The sequence below is a fragment of the Aestuariivita boseongensis genome (genome assembly GCF_001262635.1).
In the GTDB taxonomy this organism is placed as follows: domain Bacteria; phylum Pseudomonadota; class Alphaproteobacteria; order Rhodobacterales; family Rhodobacteraceae; genus Aestuariivita; species Aestuariivita boseongensis.
The window spans coordinates 1-18,455 of record NZ_JXYH01000065.1 but is presented as its reverse complement, the minus strand read 5'-3'; the positions used below and the strand labels follow the sequence as shown (position 1 = coordinate 18,455).

General features: G+C 55.9%; 16 protein-coding genes. 10 read left to right on the top strand and 6 right to left on the bottom strand.

Features of this window, described 5'->3' with window-relative positions; translation table 11 throughout:
• A partial coding sequence (locus TR61_RS20295; protein WP_216595435.1) for a hypothetical protein occupies positions 1 to 287 on the top strand: 287 nt, incomplete at its 5' end.
• Complete coding sequence (locus tag TR61_RS17780; RefSeq protein ID WP_082182026.1) at positions 284 to 1,414, top strand: bifunctional DNA primase/polymerase; 1,131 nt, start codon at positions 284 to 286, stop codon at positions 1,412 to 1,414. The genes TR61_RS20295 and TR61_RS17780, both read left to right, overlap by 4 nt.
• Before the next feature lie 354 nt (positions 1,415 to 1,768).
• Here TR61_RS17780 and TR61_RS17775 read toward each other — a convergent pair whose 3' ends face one another.
• Complete coding sequence (locus TR61_RS17775; RefSeq protein WP_050931872.1) at positions 1,769 to 2,698, bottom strand: LysR family transcriptional regulator; 930 nt, start codon at positions 2,696 to 2,698, stop codon at positions 1,769 to 1,771.
• 120 nt (positions 2,699 to 2,818) lie between these two features.
• On the opposite strand from TR61_RS17775, the gene TR61_RS17770 reads away from it, so the two are divergent.
• From TR61_RS17770 to TR61_RS17735, 8 genes are all read left to right on the top strand, one after another.
• Complete coding sequence (locus tag TR61_RS17770) at positions 2,819 to 3,607, top strand: transporter substrate-binding domain-containing protein (protein ID WP_050931871.1); 789 nt, start codon at positions 2,819 to 2,821, stop codon at positions 3,605 to 3,607.
• Positions 3,608 to 3,713: 106 nt separating this feature from the next.
• Positions 3,714 to 4,424, top strand: a complete 711-nt coding sequence (locus TR61_RS17765; protein WP_050931870.1) for an ABC transporter permease — start codon at positions 3,714 to 3,716, stop codon at positions 4,422 to 4,424.
• Positions 4,425 to 5,111: an ABC transporter permease gene (locus tag TR61_RS17760; RefSeq protein ID WP_050931869.1), complete on the top strand. Its 687-nt coding sequence runs from the start codon at positions 4,425 to 4,427 to the stop codon at positions 5,109 to 5,111.
• Positions 5,112 to 5,114: 3 nt separating this feature from the next.
• Positions 5,115 to 6,074: an agmatinase gene (speB, locus tag TR61_RS17755; RefSeq protein ID WP_050931868.1), complete on the top strand. Its 960-nt coding sequence runs from the start codon at positions 5,115 to 5,117 to the stop codon at positions 6,072 to 6,074.
• 3 nt (positions 6,075 to 6,077) lie between these two features.
• On the top strand, positions 6,078 to 7,565 hold the full coding sequence (locus tag TR61_RS17750) for a M81 family metallopeptidase (protein WP_050931867.1): 1,488 nt from the start codon (positions 6,078 to 6,080) through the stop codon (positions 7,563 to 7,565).
• A complete protein-coding gene (locus TR61_RS17745; RefSeq protein ID WP_050931866.1) occupies positions 7,558 to 8,697 on the top strand; it encodes an alanine racemase in 1,140 nt (379 codons plus the stop codon). The genes TR61_RS17750 and TR61_RS17745 overlap by 8 nt, the downstream gene beginning before the upstream one ends.
• Positions 8,679 to 9,470 (top strand): amino acid ABC transporter ATP-binding protein, encoded by a 792-nt coding sequence (locus tag TR61_RS17740; RefSeq protein WP_050931865.1) that lies wholly within the window; start codon positions 8,679 to 8,681, stop codon positions 9,468 to 9,470. Before TR61_RS17745 ends, TR61_RS17740 begins: the two co-directional genes overlap by 19 nt.
• A 26-nt stretch (positions 9,471 to 9,496) precedes the next feature.
• On the top strand, positions 9,497 to 10,558 hold the full coding sequence (locus tag TR61_RS17735; RefSeq protein WP_050931864.1) for an ornithine cyclodeaminase: 1,062 nt from the start codon (positions 9,497 to 9,499) through the stop codon (positions 10,556 to 10,558).
• 277 nt (positions 10,559 to 10,835) lie between these two features.
• Here TR61_RS17735 and TR61_RS17730 read toward each other — a convergent pair whose 3' ends face one another.
• From TR61_RS17730 to TR61_RS17710, 5 genes are all read right to left on the bottom strand, one after another.
• Positions 10,836 to 12,470, bottom strand: coding sequence for a tetratricopeptide repeat protein (locus TR61_RS17730; RefSeq protein WP_050931863.1), 1,635 nt, complete (start codon positions 12,468 to 12,470; stop codon positions 10,836 to 10,838).
• A 55-nt stretch (positions 12,471 to 12,525) separates the two neighbouring features.
• Entirely contained in the window at positions 12,526 to 14,265 is a 1,740-nt protein-coding gene (locus tag TR61_RS17725) for a tetratricopeptide repeat protein (RefSeq protein ID WP_172677018.1), read from the bottom strand.
• 254 nt (positions 14,266 to 14,519) lie between these two features.
• Positions 14,520 to 16,223 carry an adenylate/guanylate cyclase domain-containing protein gene (locus TR61_RS17720; RefSeq protein ID WP_050931861.1) on the bottom strand — a complete coding sequence of 568 codons (1,704 nt, stop codon included), beginning with the start codon at positions 16,221 to 16,223 and terminating at the stop codon, positions 14,520 to 14,522.
• Positions 16,224 to 16,438: 215 nt separating this feature from the next.
• The gene (locus tag TR61_RS17715) at positions 16,439 to 17,749 is read right to left on the bottom strand and encodes an adenylate/guanylate cyclase domain-containing protein (protein ID WP_050931860.1); all 1,311 of its coding nucleotides are present in this window, start codon (positions 17,747 to 17,749) and stop codon (positions 16,439 to 16,441) included.
• 215 nt (positions 17,750 to 17,964) lie between these two features.
• Positions 17,965 to 18,237, bottom strand: coding sequence for a hypothetical protein (locus tag TR61_RS17710; protein ID WP_050931859.1), 273 nt, complete (start codon positions 18,235 to 18,237; stop codon positions 17,965 to 17,967).
• Positions 18,238 to 18,455: the final 218 nt, after the last annotated feature.

The following is an 18,455-nucleotide window of genomic DNA, read 5'->3' as shown; positions in this document are numbered from 1 at the left end:
GAATCCTGCCGGGGTCACCAAAAAATCAAGCAAATCAAATGGTTTGCGAGATTGGCGCTGCTGCCCAAAAGACTGAACGGCAGAACATGGCAGGTACAAACCCTGCCGTGGCACCCAATTTGCGTACAAATCACGTACAGTTTGTTCACGAATGTTCTGAAAGTTTCATACAGAAAAACCCCGGTGCGACAGCTTCGAGGGCTAACGAGGTTTGTGAAACAGGTCGGCTTCTACCCGAATATGCAGCAGCATTCCCCATTCTTGCAATGCTCTGGGGGCTGGCATGAGCGTCAATCAGCACATACCCCGCTCTAGGAAAGACGTTGGTCATTACAGCGCAAGCGTCGCGTCATCAAGCATGCCCACACGCATTTATGCCAGGCACGCGGAAGAATACGCGGCGGCAGGCATGCCGGCATTCCCGGTGGACACGCGGCGTAAACGCCCAGCAATCAAAGGCTGGCAAAAAGCAACACCTAGCAAAGCTCGTGTATGGGCATCAGTGGACAAGCTGGGAGGTGCTGATGGGCTCGGGGTTGTGATGGGCAAGCCTTCTGGGCTTACTGAAGTAGACGTAGACGGTGTGGGCGAAGCTTGGTTGGCCGCAGCGATAGACCGGTTCGGGGACACACCCATCATCATTCAAACGGCCAGCGGGAAAGCGAAGCTGTGGTACCGCCACAATGATGAACGTCGTATGATCCGTCCTTTTGATGGCCAACCTATTGATGTCTTGGGCAGTGGCTTCACGATTGCACCACCCTCTTGGCGAGAAGACCTCGCGGCATCGTATTTCTTTCGGAGTGGCGGCTTAGATCAGCTGGAGAGCCTTCCCCGCATAAACAGTTCAGCTCTGGAAACCAGCATCCAGACAGTGGCTGAGAGGGTGAGGCAAGGCCAGCGCAACGACAGCCTTTGGCGATATTGCATGGTTCAGGCCAGGCACTGTGATGATGTAGAGGCGCTCATAGATGTGGCCCAAACGTGGAGCAATGCGTTCCCCGAACCGTTGAAAGCCAAAGAAGTGGAGACCTGCGCACGGTCTGCTTGGGGATATGAGACCAAAGGCAGGAATTACCTAGGCTTGCGTAAGCCGCAGATCACAGATGGGGACAAGACTATGGATGCGTTGTTGGACCAGCCGGAGGCATACACACTTTATCAGATTTTCCTTCGTTGGCATCGTAACCGGCCTTTCTTTGCCATCGCTCCACGCGCAATGAGTGAAGCGGGCAGCCCACCTTGGTCGCGCCGCAGGATCGAGAAGGCTCGTGATGTACTTTTGCAGCGTGGTTTCATCGAAGAACTGGTTGAGCCAAAGCGAGGAAGTAACCCCGGTCAATACCGCCTGATAGCAAATGTCAGATCTGGGCATAATCATAATACACCCTTTTCCCACCCATTGAGCGCTTAGAACCAAGTTGTCATCGCGGGCTTACTTTGCCTGTGCAGAATACAGCTGGATAGCTCGGCAGTTAGCAGCCGTTCGTTCGATCTGCGCTCAAAGGCAGCTTCGCGGACTAACCAGACTTTCGCTGACGCAGCTATTACTCGCACAGCGTTTTCTCGCACTTGCGGCATCCTTTCGGTGATGCAACGAATTTCACCGAACCGGACCTTCAACGGTATCGATTTCGGCAGATTTCAAGCCTTTTCTTCGCTGGATAGTATTGAACCATCGAGACGCGTTTTTCACCAGCCTTGTCCGTCGATATCGTTGCTGCAGAATAACCTCGGCGTCATAACGTTTGGGTGGTGTAATTCACTTTCAAGATATTGCTCCAGTTCGCTCTGCATGGGCACTAACATAGTCACAGAACAGTTCCTCCGCTTCTGAAAGCTGAATTTCTGAGTTGGTGACCAGATAGATCCTGGCCGACGGCTCCTCGCTGTAGGGGGGGAGCTGCCACAGACTTCCTTTGGCGACGAAAGGTTCTGCAAGATGTAGCGGCAGGAAGCCGATACCAAGACCAAGTTCGATCATGCGTCTGACCTCGTTGACATAGGGTGACTGGCCTCGCACCCGCTGGCCGATGGACACCTTGGCACGGTAGGCTGTGACATCGCTCATATGTTTGCCGCCCAGAACATCAGCATTGAAGCCGATGAAGGGCTCGGCGCGCAACTCGCTGTTGGACACGTCGCGCCTCCCATTCAAAGGATGATTGCGGCCACAGAAAAGTCCAAAGCGCTCGTGAAGAAGCTCACGTGCCTCCAGGCTATCTGGGATTGTGCCATCGGTAATGCCGAGAGTAACTGTGCCCAGAGTGACTGCGCGCAATATCTTTTCCGTGGTTTCGATGGTGATTTCCAGATCGACCGCCGGGTGATCATAGAAGAACCGTTCAATAGCGCGATCGATCTCTGGGCTTATCACTTGATCTATTGAGGCCAATACCACTTTACCCGAAACCGCCCGCGGCGCCTGTGAGAACGTCTGTGGCATCCGGGCGATCGAGGCAAAGATCGGCCTTATCTGTTCCAGCAGCTCCTGCCCGGCGCGCGTCGGCAGCAGCCCGGACCGGCGCCGTTCGAACAACTGCACTCCGGCGCTTTCTTCCAGCCGCTTCATCGCCTGGCTAACGGCGGGCTGAGTGCGATAGAGCGCCGCCGCCGCCTTGGTCATGTTTTTTTCCTGCATGACCACCATGAAGACCCGCAAAAGGTTCCAATCCAGATTGTTTGCAAAATCGCTCATGTGCGCCAACTATAAATTTTATTTATTCTTACAAGTAGAAATAACAATTATCAATGAAAATGCTGACTCCGTATTCTCCTTGGTACAAGGCCCATTGCGGTCGACAACTGGGAGAACACCATGAAACTCACGAAACTCATTGCGACTATAGCGGCGGCCACATTTGCCACGGGTGCCATGGCACAAGACACGGTGCGGATGGGAACCGAGGGCTACTATCCGCCGTTCAACTTTTTTGATTCCGCCGGGCAGGTGAAGGGCTTCGACATCGACATCGGCAATGCTCTGTGCGCCGAGATGAAGGTCACCTGCGAATGGGTCACGACCGACTGGGATGGTATCATTCCGGCATTGAACGCAAACAAGTTCGACACGATCATCGCCTCCATGTCGATCACCGACGAGCGCTTGAAGGTGGTGAGCTTTACCGATCCGTACTATTTCAACGCGGCGCGCTTTATCGCGGCCAAGGATGCAGGGCTGGGCAATGCGCTGCCTTCAGACATGGCCGGGAAAATCATCGGCACGCAGGAATCGACGCTCGAGGTCGAGGTGCTGCAGCAGTACTTCCCTGACAGTGAAATCAAGCTGTACCCCAAACTAGATGATGCCTTGCTGGACCTTGAATCTGGACGTGTTGACGCAGCTTATGCCAGCCAGTTCGTTCTGGGGGCGTGGCTGGCCAAAGATGATGGCGCCTGCTGTGAATTCATCGGCGAGGCTGCGCGGTCGGATGGCAACAAGGGCACAGGTATTGCCGTGCGGCAATCAGATACTGAGCTTTTGTCAAATCTGAACAAGGCGCTTGCGGCGATCGTTGCCAATGGAACCTATGACGAGATCCGGGGCCAATACTTCGACTTTGACATCATGACGACTCCGAAAACGGCCACGGAACTCTACAAATAAGTCGGTGCCGACGTCTTAAAAATGGATCGGGCCGCTACGTTTGGCCCGCCCACATCTGCCTTGCACACACTCAAAAGCTCGATCAATCAGGCGGAAAGGGGCCGAAATGGACCTCCTGTCACTTCTTGCATTCGGTGATACGGGCTGGGGCGATGAGCTGGCGCGTGGATTGATGGTGACACTGGCACTTGCCTTTGTGACCGCCCCGCTGGCCCTGATACTTTCCTTTCTGCTTGCATGGGCCAAGAACTCGAACAGCCGGTTGCTGCGCGGTTTTGCCAATGGCTATACGACGGTTTTCCGTAGTCTGCCGGAACTCCTGACCCTGATCATCATCTACTATCAACTACAGATCATCCTGAATGCCCTTGCGAGGTTGGTCTGGGCAGACGCCAATATCTCTCTGAACGCCTTTGTCTCTGGCGTCGTGGCGCTTACATTGGTGTTTAGCGCGCTTGGCGGCGAGGTTGTTCGCTCTGCTTACCAAGCCGTCAGCAAGGGCCAGTCCGAGGCAGCGATGGCGCTTGGGCTGAAACGCCGACACGTTTTTTTTCGCGTGGTTCTCCCGCAGATGTGGCGGCACTGTATTCCCGCCTTCGGCAATTTGTGGCTGATCCTGCTCAAAGATACATCGCTGGTTTCGATCATCGCCGTCAACGATCTTGTGCGCTATGCCAACAGGGCGATTGCCACGACAAAAGAGCCGTTCTTCTTCTACACGGTTCTCGCTGTAATATTCGTATCGCTGGCATTTCTCTCGGGCCAAGTGCAGAGGGTGCTGGAACGCCGCACCAGTGCGAATCTGGGAGGCAGATAAATGTTATCCCACCTGACAGATAACCTTGAACTGTGGCGCATTGGCCTGACCAACACGGTCATGCTGACGGCCTTGGGCGTGTTCTTCGGCTTTTTCGTGGCAATTCCGATCGCCGCAGCCCGGTTGAGTAGCAATAAATTGCTGTCAAAAGCAGCCTTTGGCTATGTCTATATTGTGCGTGGCACGCCGCTATTGGTGCAGATCTTCATCATCTATTATGGGCTGGGCCAGTTTCATAAAGAGCTGAAGGCGATCGGCGTTTGGTGGTTTTTCCGCGATGCGTTTAACTGCGGGCTGCTGGCCTTCACCCTCAATTCAGCCGCCTACCAATCTGAAATCTTGCGCGGCGGCATTCTTGCGGTTCCCAAAGGCGTGATCGAGGCCGGTTCAGCGCTTGGCCTGACAACGCTTCAGATTTTTCGCAGGATCATCATGCCCATCACAGTAGGTCGGATGTTGCCAGCTTTCGGCAACGAACTTGTCCTCTTGCTCAAGGCGTCGTCGCTGGTTTCGATCATCACTGTGCGCGATGTGTTGGGGCAGGCGCGGTTCATCTATGCTCAGACGTTTGATTTGTCTGTCTTTTATATCGCGGCGCTCAACTATCTGATCGTCGTAATGATCATCGAGGCGATCTGGCGGCGATTGGAGCGCCGCAACGCCTGGCTCAAATACACGGGGAATTGATGGATGCCGAGTGACAAGTCACAGCTCTTCGGGAACGAAGGAGTATTTCAGACGGCAAGCGGTCCAGACGGTACACACGTTGAAATGCCATATTCAGGCATCCGCACGTTTATGCGGCGTCGCCCGAGTATGGATTTTGCGGATGTCGATATGGCCGTACTGGGCATTCCGTTTGATCTGACCACCTCGGGCCGCTCGGGCTCGCGCTATGGGCCGTCGGCCCTGCGCGAGGCTTCAACACAACTGGCATGGGGTGAGGTCTGGCCTTGGGGGTTCGACCCGTTTGATCGCCTTTCGGTGGTGGATTGCGGCGATGTGCCTTTCCGGCGTGGGCAAGGGGCGCAGATGTATGAAGTAGCAACTGAGCTGGCCAGCCAAGTGGTTGCCGCTGGGGCGCAGACGATCATGATGGGCGGCGATCACAGCGCCACCTATGCGATGCTTAAGGCCAATGCGGAAAAATACGGGCCACTTGCCCTGGTGCAGTTTGATGCCCATCGCGACACCCAAAAAAGCGAATACCTTGATCATGGCACATTTGTTTATCATGCGATTCAAGAGGGATTGATTGATCCAAACCGCTCGATTCAGATCGGCATCCGAACCTTTTATGACGATAAAGATGATATCACGGTTCTGTATCGCAATTGGCTTCACGATCACACCGCCGATGAGATGCAGGCCCGCATTGAGGAAGTGGTCGGCCGTGGCCCTGCGTATCTGACCATCGATATCGACAGCCTTGATCCTGCCTATGCGCCCGGGACTGGCACGCCGGTCGTTGATGGGCTTGCACCCAATGATATCATTCGTTTCCTTCGGCGCTCGGGCGGGATCGGTTTCGTCGGGATGGATCTGGTCGAGGTCGCGCCTGCCTACGACCCTGCCGGGGTGACGGCTCTGATGGGGGCCTCCCTAATGCTCGAATATATCTGTGCAGTTGCCGCCAAGAGAGGGGGCTGACCCATGGTGTTTCGCGTGGCTTTGATCGAGTTTGCCCATGAGAGCAATACGTTCACGGTGAAAACGACCGGCATTCAGGATTTTCAGAATTCGCGTTATGTGCGCGGGGCCGAAATGCTGGAGCAACTGCGCAACACGACTTCCGAAATTGGCGGTGCGATCGGTGCTGCCGTGCGCATGGGTTGGGACGTCGTGCCGATCCTTGCCGCTCATGCCAACCCGAGTGGTCCCGTGTGTGAGACTGCGCGACGTAAAATCACGGACGAAGCACGGCGTTTGCTAGCAGAGTGCGGTCCGCTTGACGGGGTGTTCATCGCGCTGCACGGCGCCATGGTGACGGAAACGGATCAAGACGGCGAGAGCCAGTTCCTGCGCGAGATCCGTGCTGCGATCGGCGTGGATATTCCCGTGGCAGTGACTTTGGACCTTCACGCGAATATCTTCGACGAGTTTGCCGAACATGTGCAAATCGCGGTCAGTTATCGCACCTATCCGCATGTAGATATGGCTGCGCGCGCAGGTGAGGCCTGCGATCTGTTGCACCGGGCGATGGGGGGGGAGATCAAGCCGAGCCTCTTAGTTGACCGCCCGCCCATGCTCCTAGGTTGCGACGACGGGCGCACGACCGATGATGGCCCCATGTGCCACGTACTTGAGGCTGCTGCCGAGGAGGCTCAAGCACCAGGGCTTTTGCACGTTTCTGTCAACGCAGGCTTTACCGATTCCGATGTTTTCGCCGCGGGGCCAAGCGTTTTGGTGTGCCATGACAATGCAGAAGCCGCAGCCGCGCAAACGGCGCGCAGGTTGTGCGACTTGATCTGGAGCTTTCGCGATGACTGGACGCTTCCGATGTCTCTGGACGAGGCGATAGCTAAACTCAAGGGGCACAAACTCTCGAGCAAACCGGTTGTGGTTGCGGATTTTTCTGACAATCCGGGGGGTGGTGGCTATGGCGATTGTACGGCGCTCCTGTCTGCCTTGCTGGAGGCGGGGATTGAGAATGCAGCCCTCGGCGCGCTGATTGATGCTCAAGCCGCCGAAACGCTCAGCGAAGCGGGTGTTGGCGGTGTTGTGACGCTAAGCGTTGGAGGCAAAAGCGATCCATCGGCCGGTGGTGGCCCTCTGGAACTGACTGGCGAAGTGCGGGCGGTTTCCGACGGTACCCTAACATTTAAGGGGCCGATGCTGGCGGGCGTGGCTGCTGATATGGGGCCGAGCGTTTGCTTCCGAGTTGCAGGCGTTGACGTGTTGATCACGTCAAACGCCTTGCAGATGCACGATCTGAACCAGTTTCGCTGTGTCGGGATCGAGCCGATGGAAAAAAACGTGCTGGTGGTGAAATCCATGCAGCATTTCCGCGCGGCTTTTGAACCAATCGCCAGCGAGGTGCTGGTCGTCGATGCCGGGGGCCTGTGTTCCCCCGATGTGACGCGTCGACACTATGAACGTCTGCGGCGTCCAGTTTTTCCGTTGGATCAGATCGATGCTTGATATCAACACAATATCTGGACCGCGCGTCGAGTTTGACACCGATGCTCTGCAGCAGAATTTTGCTCATTTGGCAAAGTTATGTGCCGCGCATGGAATTGCGGTATCTGGCGTGACCAAGGCCATCGGTGGCAACCCGGACATTGCTCGCCTCATGCTGGACAACGGTATCCGCACGCTGGCGGATGCACGCCTCGACAACATAGCGCGGCTACGCGCAGGTGGCATTGACGCGCCGGTCATGTTGCTACGCGCGCCCGCCATGGTCGAAGTGGCCGAAGCGGCGCGGTTGGCTGACATATTCCTGCTCTCCGAGATTGAAACGATCCGCGCACTTGCCACTGCCAAAGCCGAACTGGGAGAATGCTGTCAGGTCGTTCTTATGGTCGATCTGGGTGATTTACGCGAAGGGGTTCCGCCTGAGGACCTGCCCAGTCTTGGCCGTGCCGTCATGGCCACGGAAAACGCCAATATCATTGGTATCGGCACGAATTTGGCCTGTAATCTGGGGGTGTTGCCAGATCAGAGCAATATGGCCGAGCTTGTCGCCTTGGCCAATCAGCTTGAAGCCACGATTGGACACCCCTTACGCTATGTCTCTGCGGGTAACTCGAGCGCAATTTCGTTAATGTTGAATCAAAGGTTACCAAGCAAAATCAATCACCTGCGCCTTGGAGAAAGCCTTCTACTGGGGCGCGAGACTGCCTACGGGCATCCGCTTGCCCGTATGAGCGGTGACTGTTTCGATCTGGTGGCACAGATCATCGAGCACAAACTTAAGGCCCCCAGACCGTACGCTGCGCGTGGGCGCAATGCATTCGGTCAGCAGGTTGATGTTGAGCTGACAGAGCCAAGAAGACTGGGAGTGCTGAACGTTGGGGCGGTTGATTGTGAGATCGGCGGTCTGTGCCCGCTCATCAACGGCGTCTCGATCGTTGGATATTCCAGCGACCATCTGATTGTCGACACCACCAGTTCGACCAGTCTGGCTGTTGGCGACGAAATTCGGTTCCGCGTTGATTATCACGCGCTGGCGACCGCAATGACCTCACCCTATTTGGCGCAAGTTGCCTTTCAGGCGAACAGCGTATCATTCACATTGGAAGGAGCACCGCGATGTCTGCCACTGCGATAGATCGCGATATCGACAACAGCCAAATGCACGTTAGCGACGAGGTGGTTATCGAGATCGAAAAAATGAGTAAATTCTATGGTGCTTTCCAAGTGCTGCATGACATTGATCTGCAAGTGCGGCGTGGCGAGCGGATTGTGATTTGCGGGCCTTCGGGTTCGGGCAAATCGACGCTTATCCGATGTCTCAACCGTCTTGAAGAGCATCAAGAGGGCCGCATTGTGATCGACGGGGTGGAATTGACCTCGGACCTCAAGAACATCGACAAGGTGCGTTCGGAAATCGGAATGTGTTTTCAACATTTCAATCTGTTTCCGCACCTGACTATCCTAGAAAACTGTACGCTCGCGCCAATGCTGGCGCGTCAGACCCCACGCGAGGAAGCCGAAGCAACGGCGATGCGCTTCCTTGAGAAGGTGAAAATCCCCGATCAAGCTGGAAAATACCCTGGCCAGCTCTCGGGGGGTCAACAGCAACGCGTGGCCATCGCGCGGGCGCTTTGCATGAAACCGCGCATCATGCTGTTTGACGAGCCCACATCGGCGCTGGATCCCGAGATGATCAAGGAGGTGCTCGATACTATGGTCGAATTGGCCGAAGAGGGCATGACCATGCTCTGCGTTACCCACGAAATGGGTTTTGCCCAAGCGGTGGCCAACCGTGTGATCTTTATGGACCAAGGCCGTATCGTGGAAGAAAACGAACCCAGTGCTTTCTTCAACAACCCGCAAAACGAACGCACGCAGGCGTTTCTCAGTCAGATCATCGGCCACTAGTGCTGACTATCCCAAGGAATATTACCATGTCGGCATCCGACCTTGCCTTGATCCCTTTTGTCAGCGTCCAGAACATGATGCGATTGATCCTCGAGATTGGGACCGAAACCTGTATTGCGGAAATTGAAACCTATCTGGAAGAAGACTTCCGCCGCTGGCCTTTGTTTGACAAGACGCCCCGCGTGGCCTCGCATTCGCATGAAGGTGTAATTGAGTTGATGCCCACGTCTGACGGTATCGAATACGGTTTTAAATATGTGAACGGGCACCCCAAGAACATGAAGGACGGTCTCCAAACCGTCACAGCTTTCGGGGTGCTGGCCTCGGTCGACACTGGTTATCCGCTGTTGTTTGCCGAAATGACGATCCTGACCGCTCTGCGCACGGCGGCGACGTCGGCCCTGGCGACGAAATACCTTGCTCCCAAGGGAGCCACGACAATGGCCATGATCGGCAACGGCGCGCAGGCCGAGTTTCAGGCGCTGGCGCTGAAAACGGTCTGTGGCATTTCTAAGGTGCGCCTGTTCGACGTCGATCCGAAGGCGACCGAAAAATGCGCACGCAATCTGGCGGGGTCGGGTATGACGGTGATAAAATGCGCCACTCCTGAAGAGGCTATATTGGGTGCACAGATCATCACCACCTGCACTGCGGACAAGAAGAACGCCACGGTGCTCAGCGACAACATGGTCGGGGCGGGCGTGCATATCAACGGCATCGGAGGCGATTGCCCCGGAAAGACCGAACTGCACCGCGATATCGTTATGCGTTCGGACGTATTTGTTGAATATCCGGAACAGACCCGCATTGAGGGTGAAATTCAGCAAATGCCCGAGGATTTTCCGATAACTGAATTGTGGCAGGTGATGACAGGCGAAAAGCCGGGTCGTACGGATGACGCGCAACAGATTACCCTGTTTGATGGCGTCGGGTTTGCCATCGAAGATTTTTCCGCTCTGCGCTGGCTACGCGACAAGGTCTCGAAGGGCCGTTTTTGCCATATGCTGGACATGGTCGCCGATCCTGACGACCCGCGCGACCTTTTTGGCATGGTACAACGCGAGCGTGAGCGCATGAGTGCTGCATGACCATTCAGGGTGATCTGGCTCCCGCACCGTACTTCTCAAGAAGCGTGCGCGCGCAGCGAGAAAACCAAATTCACAGAATGGGCTCGAACCGGCCATTCGCTGCGAACTGCATGAACGGCAGCTGTGCGGACAAACCGGTCGTCAGAAAGAATAGCGGCGGACTTGTCGTTAGAAAGAAACCTCAGGAAAAGTGGTTCTTGACGAACTTTGAATGGCAGGCAGCTTTGTTTTGCACGCTGCCTGCGCCATATGGTCGACCGTCGGTGACAGCGTTTGGCTATGCCGCCGCCGCGCGGCACAAGCAGCTCGCGCGGATCGGAATGTCCGCGCGGGCGATGGCTTGATCCAGCAGCAGTTTCACATGCGGCAACTCGACCGTTTCGCCGCGCCTGACGAGGCATTCGTGCAAACCGTGCAAGGCCCAGACATTGCGGGGATGCTGGCTTGGACGCGGCAATTTCCCGTCCAGACCGAGATCCGCGCGATAAACCGCCTCGGCTTCCTCATGCTCGCCGGCCTCCATCAGCAGTGCGCCCAACGCATGACGTGTCGGTTGTGGCCATGACCAGGGCTCTTCGTATTCCAGGTTGTCGTCCAGTTCGACGGCCCTGCGAAGATGGTCCAGCCCCTCGGCGCGGCGGCCCGCCTTGAACGAGATCTCGCCTTTCATCATCTCTTCGGCAACGGCAAGAACATCGCGCGCCTTGTTGTTGAACAGCATCCGGCTGTCCGGCACCTCGGCATAGGCGGCGGTGAAATCGGTCATCGCCGCATTGGCCTCGTCGTGGCGACCGAGATTGGCCAGGGCCACGGCCTTGGCGTAGTAGATCAGCGCATTGGTTGTGACGTAAAGCTCGGTGTCGGCGGGCTGCTCCAGATCAAGGATCTCCGACCACATTCCAAATCGGATATAGACATGCGGCGCCGCGGCCACGAAAGTTTCGAAGATGTCGGGATAGGAGCGGACAACCTCGTCCGGGACCTCCTCGCGCAGGCGCACCACCGCATCGACGGCGGCCGCCTTTTGGCCGAGGAACATGGCCCCGTAGAAGGCAAAGTGCAGGTTGTGAATGCGGTAGAGCGCATAGAAGTTGGCCGGCCCGGCATAGGCCTTGAACTTGTCGTCCACCTCGGCGGCAGCGAGGTTGCGGTAAAGCACGTTCTGATACTCTCCGCACAAGACGTCGATATGGGTGGCCATGTGCACCAGGTGGCCCGCATCGGGCACCAGGTCCTTCAGGCGGTCGCCATGGCGCAGGGCGCGTTCGGGGTGCGGCGACATCTCCATCAGATGAATATACATGTGCAGAAGACCGGGATGATCCCAGGCGCCGGGGGTCTGATCGAAGGCCCGTTCCAGCACCGCGATTGCTTCCGGCGTCGAGGCATCCGGGTTCGGCACCCCCTTGTGGAAATCCCAAAGCTGCCAGGGCGTCCGGTTCATCATCGCTTCGGCGTAAACGCAGGCGACATCCAGATCGTCGGAGTTCGCCTCGTAGACCGGCTTCATCGCGGCCGAGAAGCCGTCGTTGAAGGGCTGGTAATCCTCGATATCCGGGTCCGTGGGATAACGCGACGCCAACGCTTCGATCAGGGCGCGCTCGGTCGGTTTGGCCCCGTCAAGCGCCAGGCCCGCTTCCAGCGCCTTGTGCGCGCGGTCGAGCGCCGGGCCCTTTTCCTCGGGTGTGAACACTTCCCAGGGTTTGTTGTAGTTCGGACCGATGGCATAGGCGATGCCCCAATGAGCCAGAGCGCAGGCCGGATCGGCCTCAAGCGCCTTTTCAAAACATTCAATGGCCTCTTCGTGATTGTAGGCGAACAGCCATACGAGACCGCGGTCGAACCAGGTTTGAGCAATCGATACGTCACTTGCCGGGCGGCTGTAGCTGCCCAAATCGAAATAATCTGACATTGTGAAACTCCTTGTTGGTTCTGAGACCCTACCACAAAGGCCAATGAGTATGAGACTAGTCTGGCATACCTGCCAGCTTAAGTCCTTCCATAAGAGTGTCGACGTATCGATCGCAATCGGCGAAATAGAGCTTCGTTCGCCAGCGGCTCCGCGTCGTTATATTTGGCTCTAACTCCTGCAAAGTTTTCAGCGCGTCGCTTGCGCGCGGATCGTTCAGATGTCCCATTGCACCAAGTCTGAATAGATGGGACCACTTCATTGCGTTGGGTTGAGCAACCGAAGCGTCCCCAGAAGCAACCGCCTTCTCGAATTCCCCCAAAGCGAGATACGCGAAGGCGCGCACAAAAAGAAACGACGTCATTTGAGGATCATGAGGGGACAGCCGAATTGCGTTGTCAAAGTAGGGCAAAGCCTCCTCAGCACGCCCGCTGTAAAACAGTGCAAACCCCATGCCGTGATGCATTTGTGCGAAGGCCGGACTGAGCTCTAGTCCCTTGCCAAACTCTCGGATCGCCCCAGGATAATCGCGTTTGAGATTCAGTACTCTGCCGTAAGTGAACCTGGCTTGAACATTCCTGTCGTCCAGTTCAAGCGCACGACGGACCAATTGTTCGGCCTCATCTAGCGTGGCTGTGATGTCTTCGGCGAGATCATTCCAGACGTCGTAACAGAGTTGATAAGCTAGCCCCGCGTATGGAGCGGCGAATTCGGGATCGGCTTCGATTGCGGCACGGAAGCATTGTCGCGCAACTTGGGAGTCTTTCGGCTTGAAACGATACAATCTCCACATCCCCCGGTGATACAGGTCCCACGCGCCGAGATCATTTGTTGACTTTCCTTGCGCTCGTTCGCGCTCAGCATGTTCCATTTCGGGCTGAATTCGCGCAACGATTGTTTGCGAAATCTCGTCCTGCAAATCAAAGATATCTTCAAGCACACGATCGTAGCGATCGGCCCAAATATGTGTGCCAGCAGCGGCGTCCATGAGTTGTACTGAAATCCGGACCCGTGCACCTGCGGTACGTACGCTACCCTCCAGTAAATAGCGAACCCCCAAGTCCCGGCCGATCTCATTCAAGTCCATCTTTGTATCGAGGAAACCCGAGGTCGCATTCCTACCTTTGACAGACAGCGCCTTGAAACGAGTTAGAGAAGTGACAACTTCCTCAGTTACGCCGTCCGCTAGGTATTCCGAGTCGTCACTGCCGGACATGTTTCGAAACGGCATGACCGCAATGCTTGGCCGGGAAAGTTCTTTGACGTGGGCTGGCTGTTCAGCTTCCACTGCATCCAATTTCCGTTCATCAACCAGACGAGCGCAATAGACCCGAACGGGCTTAAGGATGTTCTTGAATTCCTGTGGTCCCAAATCGTCGAAAAGCCTCTTGGCGTTCGCATTTATCTCAGCATACACCTTCTCGGAGACCGCAATCCCCTCGGCTGGCGAAAGGCCTTCCAGACGAGCAGCGATGTTCACAGCATCACCGTAGACATCACCGTCTTCGATTATGATCTCTCCTTGATTTACACCGATACGCAAACGAACGCGTCTTTCTTCTGCAAGATCGGTGTTCCACGCGGCTGTTTCTGACTGAATTCTCCTGGCGCACTCCAGCGTAGCAGTCGCACTGGAAAACTCGGCGATGAACCCGTCCCCAAGGTACTTCACCAACCGACCCGAGTTGACTGAGATTGCTGGTTCAATGATCCCAGACTTCAGCTCACGCAGTATGTTCAGTGTGCCTTCTTCATCAGCCCCCATCATGCGGCTGTAGCCCACGATGTCTGCGGCCATGACGGCTGCTAGCCTACGCTGCATCAAGCGATATCAGCTCCCTTCCTCTTTCTTTGCGAGCCTGTGAAACTCGAACCCTCAGTCCGCTGAGATACATTACATCTGCCTTGTATTCGATCAAGGCGAGGCGCTTGCTAAATCTACAGAGAATACGCCGCTAAATGCCAGCTAGACTGAGGTATGGTCCGTCTGGTTTGGGCTCTCAGCAGACGTTAGTTGCATCCAGCCCAATGTCTGCTCGGCGGACAAAGCCGTCATTCCGGGACTCCTGCCTTGCGCAGACCGTCAAGCAGGCAGTCTAGATCTCGCTTGCGCTTGTAAGGCAACCGTTGGGCCAGTTTCTTCAGCGTCACTGCTGGTTTCAGCGACAAAAACTCCCGTGTCTGTCTTCGCGCATCTTCTGTCTGGCCCAGTTGAGCGTAGGTGGCCGCCAGCCATTGATGCAGACCGTCATAACCAGGGTGCCTTCCCACACCTTCCTCGAGTGCTGTTCGGGCGGCTTCAAACTGTTCTGTGAGGTAGAACGCTATGCCCAAGTTCTCATAGTAGGCACCGAGTGCATAGACCGGGTTGTAGCGAAGTGAGAGCCGTGCTTCCTCAATCGCTTCCTGCGGATCGCCTGCGGTGTTCAGGTAATAGGCCAACGCGAAATGCGCGTCCGCGTTGCTGGGTTCGAGTTCAACGGCCCTTCGACCTTCTGCAACCGCCAGACTGTGTTGCCTCGTCCAACAATATACATCTGCAAGGGCCAGATGTGCCTTGGCTAGTCCGGAATCCAAAAGCACCGCCTGTTTGGCGTGTTCCAAAGCCAATTTGAGAGACTTCTCAGGATCGTTGCTCCATTCCTGATTTGCCTCATGGTTCATTGCCCAGGAATACCCAGCATGAGCCGGCGCATATTCCGGGTCCAGTTCGAGGGCCTTTGTGTAGAGATTCAAAGCGCGCGCGTTGTCGTCCTTTGAAAAAAGTCGGTGAAACGCATTGCCTTGCAAGACATAGTCATAAGCCTCCAGGTTGCTGACTTCTTTTCGAAACGCACGATCCTGTTCTGCACGAGTGAGCGTTATTGCGAGGGTGCTCACAATCTTCTCGGTGATCTGGTCTTGGAGGTCGAAAATCTCCTCTAGATGGCCGTCAAACCGGTCAGCCCAAAGCTGGCTTGAGTTATCTGCGTCCATCAATCTGACATTGACACGCACTCTGCCGCCACCCCTGCGAACGCTACCTTCCAGCACGTACCGAACACCAAGCTCTCGCGCCGCCTGGCTCGGGCCCAGTGGCCGGTTCTGGTATTCGTGGGTCGCGTTACGCGCAATAACGACAAGCCCTGACATCTTGGACAGATCGGTCGCGATGTCGTCTGCGATGCCCTGGGAAAAGTACGTGTCGTCTGGGTCCTTTGACATGTTTTCAAAGGGCATTACGGCAATGGAAGGTTTGTCACACTGTGTCCGTACCGCTCCGGCCGCTGGCCAACGATACACACGAACAGGCTTGCTTAATCCTTTGACCTCATGCTGTCCTGCATCTGCGAACTCGGCGTCGATCCGATTTCCAATGCTCTCGCGCACAATGGAAGAAATGCAAATTCCATCCGGCTCGGCCAACGCTTCCAGCCGGGCCGCAACGTTGACACCGTCGCCGAAAATATCATTTCCATCGGCTATGACATCGCCCAGATTTACGCCAATGCGTAGTCGTATCTGACTGTCTGTATCGGCGATTTGCCTTTGGACTTTAAGTGCTGCTTCCACCGCATCGACGACGCTCGGGAACTCGACCAGCGCCCCATCGCCCATCAACTTCACCAGTCTTCCGCTTCGTTCGGCGATTATCGGATCGAAAACCTGGGCCTGATGCTCCCGAAGAGCGGCCAATGTGCCAGCTTCGTCCTCGCTCATCAGGCGAGAATAGCCAACCACATCCGCCACGAGTATCGCTGCCAAACGCCTTGCCATTGCATCTCCATTCCTCTGGCGAAGGTATCTAAACACGTACTAGAAATCTATCGATACGATTAGCGGCGGAAGTGGAAGCTATTGTCTTTCCCAGCCAACCATTTTCGCAGTCGAATTCTCTTGGGGCTCCGAGCGGTCATTCGACAGTTTACCGTCGACGACTGCTTCGCGGACAAAGCGCATGCGCTACTTGATAAGGGTGTGACGACATCGTCTCACTGCACACGGTAGACTTGCCAGCCCTCTGCCAATCCCTTGAGATTATGTGTTCCGAGGTCTTCGAAATCGAGTCCGGAACCGGCCACAAGATCTTTGACCGTCCGCGAAACGATCACGTCTCCACCGCCGCCGATCTGTCCCAGTCGGGCAGCGATATTTACCGCGATACCGCGTACGTCGTTGTCCGCGACTTCGATCTCTCCTGTATGGACGCCTATGCGAACATTGATACCGAGCCGCGCGACGGCCTCTTCGATCGCCTTGGCGCAATGAATGGCGCGTCCCGGTCCATCGAAGGTCGCGAGAAAGCCATCTCCGAGCGTTTTGACCTCGTGGCCGCGAAATTGTCGAAGCTGCTCCCTGACAGCAGCGTCGTGTGCCGCCAGCATCGCGCTCCAGGCTTCGTCACCATGTTCCTCTGCCTTGCGAGTCGAGTCGACAATGTCCGTAAAGACAACTGCCGCCAGGACCCGGTCGAAAATGGGCTTTGGGGCCGAACCGGTCACGAAGGTCTGGACCTCAGAGAGTATTTGCTCTCCTTCCTTTCCAAGGAAAACGAAATGATCCCGCCCGCTCAGTTCCACGAGCCTTGCACCGGGGATCAGGCGCGCCAGAGTGCGACCCCCCTCTACGTCGATTAGCGCATCCTCTTTCTTGTGCAGAACAAGGGTCGGCACTTGAATCGCCGGGAGAATATCGGCGATGTCGATCTTGCTGTTGACCTTCATGATCTCGATGAGGTCGCGCGGCGATGCTCCGGTCCTTTCGTATTTTCCCCACCAGTCCTGAAAAGATGGGTCGTTCCCGGTGTCCGGACAGAAAAGGGGAAGCGCCGCGCCGGTGCCCCAGGCTGTCTCTGCATAGGCGAACAATTCCTCGAGGGCTTCCCGTGTCGGGAACCAGGACTCGAATCTTGCGAACGCGCCATACAGTATCAGGCCGTCACAGCGCCTTGCCTGATAGGCGGCAAAGACGGACGCCAGCGATCCGCCTTCGGATATACCCATGACATAGGCCGACTCCATGCCCGCTGCGTCCATCACAGCACGGATGTCGTCCATGCGTTTGTCCATGTCTGGAACAGCGACGCCACGATCTGAAAGGCCGGTGCCCCGCTTGTCGAACAGGACCACCCTAGCGAACTGGCCCAGCCGCTCAAGCCACTTGGCCCAGTTCGGCTCTTCCCAGTACGTCTCTATCTGCGATACGAAGCCAGGTACCAGAACAAGGTTCTTCGGTCCCTCCCCATAGACTTGGTAGGCGACATGAACGTCGCCGCTTTTTGCGTACTGTGTTCTAGGGGGCATGAGCGCTCGCTTTCTGCCGTTAGGGTACAAGGGTCAGGGTAGAACGCAATAGATCGGCCCGACAATATCATTGTTTGGCAAATGCGGCCCCATCCGCTTTGGGCTCAGAGCGGTCGTTCGCTGCAGTCAGGTCCAATGACCGCGCTGCGGACAATGCAGCCGCCCGCTGAAACGCGGAACTCGGCTTCACTGGAACGACCCGTTTGAGGATAGATCTACTTATCAATCAACCATGTCGCCAGCCCCAGGACCCCGCCCGCTGCTGCAAACATTCCCATGCTTTCGTACAAAAGCGGAACACCAGGGAAGTCGAATAATATCAAGCCTGTCTCGAGACCCAGCTCGACAAAGCCGTATCCAACGCAAAGCCCAATAGCCGAACCCATTACCAACTTGCCAATCATTGCAGCTGCTCCCACGGTGACGTTCTGCCCTGATTTCCTACTGTTCTGTTCGAACACAGATTGAATATGCGCCGACAAGTGCATGTCTTTGCGCTCTGAAAATAGGCAAGTCGTGTCAATATTTTGACCACTAACGTTGTGGCTGATTTTCGCTCACGCACTCCGATCTATGGTGCGGTTTTTTGCTGATAGATTGCGGGAAAAGACAATGAGTTGATATGATCACATTTCAGCCGCATTCAGGTCTTCCCTTTGGAAAAAGCAAACTCGGGCCGAGCATGAAAGCGGCTATGCACCCGCCG

Excerpts from the sequence above, each read along its gene's own strand:
- speB (WP_050931868.1), top strand. The coding sequence starts at position 5,115 with ATGCCGAGTGACAAGTCACAGCTCTTCGGGAACGAAGGAGTATTTCAG.
- TR61_RS17725 (WP_172677018.1), bottom strand. The coding sequence starts at position 14,265 with ATGGCCGCAGACATCGTGGGCTACAGCCGCATGATGGGGGCTGATGAA.
- TR61_RS17750 (WP_050931867.1), top strand. The coding sequence starts at position 6,078 with ATGGTGTTTCGCGTGGCTTTGATCGAGTTTGCCCATGAGAGCAATACG.
- TR61_RS17765 (WP_050931870.1), top strand. The coding sequence starts at position 3,714 with ATGGACCTCCTGTCACTTCTTGCATTCGGTGATACGGGCTGGGGCGAT.
- TR61_RS17715 (WP_050931860.1), bottom strand. The coding sequence starts at position 17,749 with ATGCCCCCTAGAACACAGTACGCAAAAAGCGGCGACGTTCATGTCGCC.
- TR61_RS17745 (WP_050931866.1), top strand. The coding sequence starts at position 7,558 with ATGCTTGATATCAACACAATATCTGGACCGCGCGTCGAGTTTGACACC.
- TR61_RS17710 (WP_050931859.1), bottom strand. The coding sequence starts at position 18,237 with ATGCACTTGTCGGCGCATATTCAATCTGTGTTCGAACAGAACAGTAGG.
- TR61_RS17775 (WP_050931872.1), bottom strand. The coding sequence starts at position 2,698 with ATGAGCGATTTTGCAAACAATCTGGATTGGAACCTTTTGCGGGTCTTC.
- TR61_RS17760 (WP_050931869.1), top strand. The coding sequence starts at position 4,425 with ATGTTATCCCACCTGACAGATAACCTTGAACTGTGGCGCATTGGCCTG.
- TR61_RS17730 (WP_050931863.1), bottom strand. The coding sequence starts at position 12,470 with ATGTCAGATTATTTCGATTTGGGCAGCTACAGCCGCCCGGCAAGTGAC.
- TR61_RS17720 (WP_050931861.1), bottom strand. The coding sequence starts at position 16,223 with ATGGCAAGGCGTTTGGCAGCGATACTCGTGGCGGATGTGGTTGGCTAT.
- TR61_RS17770 (WP_050931871.1), top strand. The coding sequence starts at position 2,819 with ATGAAACTCACGAAACTCATTGCGACTATAGCGGCGGCCACATTTGCC.
- TR61_RS17735 (WP_050931864.1), top strand. The coding sequence starts at position 9,497 with ATGTCGGCATCCGACCTTGCCTTGATCCCTTTTGTCAGCGTCCAGAAC.
- TR61_RS17740 (WP_050931865.1), top strand. The coding sequence starts at position 8,679 with ATGTCTGCCACTGCGATAGATCGCGATATCGACAACAGCCAAATGCAC.
- TR61_RS17780 (WP_082182026.1), top strand. The coding sequence starts at position 284 with ATGAGCGTCAATCAGCACATACCCCGCTCTAGGAAAGACGTTGGTCAT.